Genomic DNA, 5,782 nt, shown 5'->3' on the forward strand with positions numbered 1-5,782 from the left:
GTTCACCCTAATGGATCGTTCCGTCGCCGCGAAGGATCAGGTCGTCATTGCCAGCCTGAACCTTCACGGCATGTACAAGCTGTTCAAGGACGACGTATTCCGCAGCCTTCACGAAGACCAGAAGACCTGCGTCCATATCGACGGCACGCCGATCATCTGGCTCGGGAAGGCAGCGGGGCTGCCTCTCAACGGCCGGCACCGGACCGGCTGGATCGACTGGTTCCTGCCCCTGATGGAGCGCGCCCAGCGCTCCGGATGGCGCGTCTACTATCTGGGCGGCACCGAGGAGGTGCTGACCGAAGGCTTGGCACGCCTGCGCGCCGAGTATCCCGATCTGGCGATCGACGGCCATAACGGCTACTTCGACGCCCGTCCCGGCAGCGCCGGGAATGCGGCCGTGGTCGGCCACATCAACCGGTTCGAGCCCCATATCCTGATCGTGGGCATGGGCATGGGCCGGCAGGAACACTGGATCTCGGCCAACCGGGACAGCCTGCGGACCAACTGCATCGGCACCTGCGGCGCCTGCATGGAGTATTTCGCCGGCGCCGTCCCGACGGCGCCGCGCTGGCTGGCTCCCCTGGGGCTGGAATGGCTTTACCGGCTGCTCAGCGACCCGGCCCGGTTCTGGAGGCGCTATCTGGTCGAACCCTGGATCGTCGCATGGTTCCTGGTGACCGGCGCCAACCGGAAACGCCGCCGTGCCGCGGCCGCCGCGGAGGCCGAACGGTCCTCGAGCTGAAGCCCGAACGGTAACGAAAACGAAAAGAGCCGCCGGGCAGAAATGCCCGGCGGCTCTTTTGTTGACGACAGCTCCGGCCGGTCGAGCCGGCTTACGCCCCGTCCGCCTTCATCACGATCCACACCGTCCGCATGAGGACGTGCAGATCCAGCCAGATCGAGTAGTTTTCGACGTAGTAGACATCCAGTTCGAGCCGCCGCTCGAAGGTCGTGCGGTGACGGCCGGAGACCTGCCACAGGCCGGTGATACCGGGGCGGACGCGCGCCAGCACGTCCTGCTGGTGCGGGTATCTGACCAGTTCGTGCGGCATATAGGGACGCGGACCGATCAGGCTCATGTCGCCAATCAGGACGTTCCAGAGCTGGGGCAGTTCGTCGAAGCTGAGCTTCCGCAGGATGCGGCCGAAACGGGTGACGCGCGGGTCGCGCGTCAGCTTGTGGTACATCTCGTACTCGTGGCGGAGCACGGGATCGGCCTCCAGAAGCTCCTGCAGCAGCCGCTCCGCATCGACATGCATCGTGCGGAACTTCAGCGCCCGGAACGACCGCGTGCCGCCGGCCCAGCGCGACTGCCGGAACAGCAGCGGCCCCCGGCTGTCCAGCTTGATGCCGGCCGCGATCAGCAGGAGCAGGGGGGTCACCAGCAGCAGGAGCAGCGCCGAGGTTACGATGTCGAAGCTTCGCTTCAGCATCGGCGTCACGCTGGCCCCCAGCGGCCGCCGGACCTCCAGGGACAGGATGCCCGACAAGTCCCGCACCCGCGTATTGACGGTTTGAATCCCGTTCCATTCCGGCACCACCAGGATGGTGGAGAACGGGAGATTGCCGATCATCTCCTGAAGGCGTTCCGGCTGGTCGTGGGGCACGGCGAGGATGCCGACCGACGCATAGCGCTCCAGCCGTTCGTCGACGGAGTTGCCGCTCGGCGCCACGACGGGCAACCCTTCCACCGTCGTTCCCCAGCGGCCGGGATCCTCGTCGATGAACAGGACGGGATTGTATCCCAAGTGCTCGTTCTGGCCGAGACGCCGGACGATGTCGACGCCGGTCTTGCCGGCGCCGACGACGACGCAGGGACGCCCCCAAAGACGCAGGCGCATCAGCACGCCGCGTCCCAGGGCATCGGAAACCCATATCAGGATCGCCAGCACCAGCAGAGCCATCAGGAGCCCGGAGTTCAGCCAGTGCGAATCGTTGAACTGCAGATCGAGGATCGTGACGCCGACCACCGTGCCCAGCAGGATCATGAACTGCCTGCGGAGCCGCTCCACCGGCGACATGCCATACCCGGGATACAGCCCGACCATGCCCTTCAACGCCGGGACGACCAGGAGAATGCCGGCCAGGACCTGGGCCTCGTATGCGACGTCGAAAGAAAACGCAAAAGCATCGGCAGAAAGGGTCTGAACGCCGATATGGGCGATCAGGACAGAACAAAAGACTGCGGTAGCGTCGACGAAGAACTGGAAGAGAGCCGGCTGCAGCGAACGAAGCTGCCCCCGCGTTCTCTGAGCAGGACCAGATTTTACGGAAATCTGGAAGTCATTGAGCATTCTGAAATTCCCCGCGCCGGTTGCCGGACGCCAGCAGACCGGCTGATTCACATCTTCTCACCGAAGGTGAGATCGAGAGCATCCGCGTAGCATTACCCTATAATGCACTGCAACATTCCCATGTATGAAAGAAATGGTAAAGACAAAAGGCTCCTGGCCTCCGGACAATATCGACGTAAGCCCGTTGGCAGGTCCCAGAAATCGCACGACAATTTAAAATTTGAGCCTTAAACGATTCTATGCTTGTCTGGCACTGCTTTACCACTTCCACCTAGGGCTATACTTAGCGAATCAACAAAATATATCCAGAATCCTTTCCGTATTACGCTTGTTGCCTCCATAGGAGTGTTGCATTCAAGCCGCTATGGGCAGCCAACGCGAATGCCGCACCGCCCGGTTCCAGCACCGGTAAAATGCGCCCGGGTGGCCGATGGTTGCGGCAGACGCCGCAGTACCTCGAATACCCAATACAATTGAGAGAGATACCACGGCGGCCTTAGCCTATCCGATGGATTTCCGCTTCGCGGCGGCTGCCGTTCAGGGCTTGTGTCCCACGGTGTCCGCAACATAGGCACGGCGCTGCCCCAGCGGACGCTCAGCGCCCTTCGTCGTGTCGCGCGCCGTCTGATGCTCCATCTCGGCATTGAGTTCCGCCCCGAGCAGGACCGCGAAGGAACTCAGGTTGAACCAGAGCAGCAGGATGATGACGGCTCCCATTGCGCCGTAGGTCTTGTTGTAATCGGCGAAATTGGAGACATAGACGGAGAAGGCGACCGACCCCAGCAGCCAGATCGCCGTCGCGACCATGGCTCCCCAGCTTACCCAGCGCCACCGGGGCGAATCGCGGTCCGGCGCGTAGCGGTAGAGCACGGCCAGCGCCAGGATGATGGCGACGGCCAGGATCGGCCAGCGCGCCAGCCGGATCGCCCATTCGACCGTCTGGCCCAGGTTCAGGTAGCCGATCACGACCGGCAAGCCGACGACTACCGCCAGGGTGACGATCATGAAGACGATCAGCGCCAGCGTCAGTGCCAGCGCTATGGCGTTGAGCCTGAAGAAGCTTCGGGACTCCTTCTCGTCATAGGCGATGTTGAGTGCCGTGATCATGGCGATGACCCCGCGCGAAGCGCTCCACAGCGTCAGCGCGATGCTCAAGACCACGCCGAAGCCCAGTTGCCCGCCGGAGGCCGCGGTCACGGCGGTCAACTGATCGACCATGATCGAGCGTGCCTCCTCCGGAATCACGCCGGCGATCGCTTCGAAGTTCCGCTGCACGTCGATCGGATCGGCGACGAGGCCGTAGATCGACACGGTGGCGGCGAGCATCGGGAAGATCGCCAGCATCAGATAGAACGCGACCCCGGCGGCGATCATGGAGATGTTGTCCTTGGACGTTTCGTCCTTGACCCGCAGCAGGATGTCGCGCCAGCCTCTGGCCGGAATCTTGCGCGGATGGTCGGCTTCGCGTCCGCGGCCGTCGCCGCGGGCCAGCGCCTGATCCCGGTCCTTCCCCTTGTTGCGCCCCTGGCTGGGACCGATGTAGCGATCCGCCATGACTTCGCGGTGGGCGGATTTGCTCAATCCAAGCATTGTCAGACCTCTCCGCTCATGACGTGGCCTTCTTGAGGGCGCTCATCCGGTTGTGGGTCTGCTGGATGGCGTGGAAATGCGCGCCGACCACTACGCGGGTTTCGTCCGGAAGGTCGGCGTGAAGGGCCATGCGGAAGGACTCGAGCGCCGAATCCTCGCCGTTCTCGATAGCGGCGATGATGGCCGGGGCCTCGCCCGTGACCAAGGCCCGCCGCAATTCGCTCCAGGCCGGGTGGGGACGGCTGGGAGCCATGACGCCGACCAGCGGCGTCGCGCCATGCCGGCGCACCTCGGCGTCGAGCGCCGCTGCCGCCCGTTCGTGCTGCTGGCCGATCTCGCGCACGATCGCCTGGATGTCGCTGTCGAGAATCTTCGCTTCGGCCTGACGCAGGCCGTCCACTCCCTGAAGCGTTACGGAGATCAGCGGCGACAGCACTTCGGCGATCTGATCGGGACCGAGCCGGCTGAGACGGCGGGGACCCGTTTCGTCATGCGGCTGCTGCGGCCGGTTCATCGCGAAGGCCAGCCATAGCGCCCCGATGCCGATCATGACGACGGGAATCGGGTTGTTGCGGATGGCGTCGCCCAGCCGGCTGGGATTGCCGCGCATGACGTCCTTGACCAGGTCGACGGCGCCGGACGTCAATTGCCCCGGTGACAGCCGGAACTCGAGTTCGTCGAGCGTGCGGTCCATGCGGGAGCGGATATCGGCGATGTCGCGCTCGATCTCGTCCGGACTGCGTTCGGCGTTCCCCTCGCTTCCGCTCTGGGCATTGCTGTCGGACGCACCGGTTCCGGGCTCCGGTCCTCTCGAAGCTCTCAAGTCGTCATTGTCGTTATTGCGATTCATCCCGGTATACTCCATGCCCCATTTGCCGCCATTCAACACTGGGCCTGGGCCTGTGTTCCGGAACAGGCCCGTTCCGGCTCCACACCGCATGTCCGACCACGGATTCAGGAAAACAAGGTGAGGCCGACAGGATGATCGATTTGAACCGCGCGAGGGCTGAAACACCCGGCGTCAACCATGTCACGCACTTCAACAATGCGGGCGCCGCCCTTATTCCCCAGCCCGTCCTGGACGCCGTGACCGGACACCTGCACCTAGAGGCCCGGATCGGCGGCTACGAGGCGGAGGCAAGGGCCGCCGACGCGGTCGGCCGCACCTACGATGCGGTGGCGGCGCTGCTCAACTGCCGGCGGGAAGAGGTCGCCATCGTCGAGAACGCCACGGTCGGCTGGGACATGGCCTTCTACGGCCTGGCACAGACATTCGCCGCCGGCGACCGCATCCTGACGTCGATGGCGGAATACTCCAGCAACTATATCCCCTTCCTCCAGGTAGCCAGGCGCACCGGCGCCGTGGTCGAGGCCATTCCCAACGACAGCCATGGCCAGCTCGACGTCGATGCCCTTGCCGGGATGATCGACGGACGCGTGAAACTGATCGCCATCACCCACATCCCGACCAATGGCGGGCTGGTCAATCCCGCGGCCGCCGTAGGCCGGATTGCCCGGCGTCACGGCATCCCCTATCTGCTGGACGCCTGCCAGACCGCCGGCCAGATGCCGATCGACGTCGATCAACTCGGCTGCGACATGCTGTCGGCGACCGGCCGCAAGTTCCTGAGAGCCCCGCGCGGCACCGGCTTCCTGTATGTCCGGAAGACCTTGCTGGAGCGGCTGGAGCCGCCCGTCCTCGACAATCATGCGGCGACCTGGGTGGCGCCCGACCGCTATGAGATCCATGCCGACGGCCGGCGGTTCGAGAACTGGGAAAGCAACGTCGCCGCGAAGATCGGCCTGGGAGTTGCGGTCGATTACGCGCTGGGCTGGGGCCTGGATGCGATCTGGGACCGGGTGCGGAACCTCGGCGACCTGCTGCGCTCCCGCATCGC

General features: G+C 64.4%; 5 protein-coding genes. 2 read left to right on the forward strand and 3 right to left on the reverse strand.

Going from position 1 to position 5,782, the window contains the following annotated elements; all coding sequences use genetic code 11:
- On the forward strand, positions 1-742 hold a 742-nt coding region (locus AC5JJ6_RS38350), incomplete at its 5' end, for a WecB/TagA/CpsF family glycosyltransferase (protein ID WP_496047077.1).
- Between the two features lie 91 nt (positions 743-833).
- On the opposite strand, the gene wbaP is transcribed toward AC5JJ6_RS38350, so the two are convergent.
- The 3 genes from wbaP to AC5JJ6_RS38365 all read right to left on the reverse strand — a co-directional run bounded on the left by wbaP (position 834) and on the right by AC5JJ6_RS38365 (position 4,734).
- Positions 834-2,294 carry an undecaprenyl-phosphate galactose phosphotransferase WbaP gene (wbaP, locus tag AC5JJ6_RS38355; RefSeq protein ID WP_496047078.1) on the reverse strand — a complete coding sequence of 487 codons (1,461 nt, stop codon included), beginning with the start codon at positions 2,292-2,294 and terminating at the stop codon, positions 834-836.
- A 537-nt stretch (positions 2,295-2,831) separates the two neighbouring features.
- The gene (locus tag AC5JJ6_RS38360) at positions 2,832-3,884 is read right to left on the reverse strand and encodes a YihY/virulence factor BrkB family protein (protein WP_496047079.1); all 1,053 of its coding nucleotides are present in this window, start codon (positions 3,882-3,884) and stop codon (positions 2,832-2,834) included.
- Between the two features lie 16 nt (positions 3,885-3,900).
- On the reverse strand, positions 3,901-4,734 hold the full coding sequence (locus AC5JJ6_RS38365) for a PA2169 family four-helix-bundle protein (protein ID WP_496047080.1): 834 nt from the start codon (positions 4,732-4,734) through the stop codon (positions 3,901-3,903).
- Positions 4,735-4,865: 131 nt separating this feature from the next.
- Between AC5JJ6_RS38365 and AC5JJ6_RS38370 the strand changes: the two genes are divergently transcribed.
- The coding region (locus AC5JJ6_RS38370) for an aminotransferase class V-fold PLP-dependent enzyme (protein ID WP_496047081.1) at positions 4,866-5,782 on the forward strand (917 nt) is incomplete at its 3' end.

Source organism: Skermanella sp. (assembly GCF_059503625.1).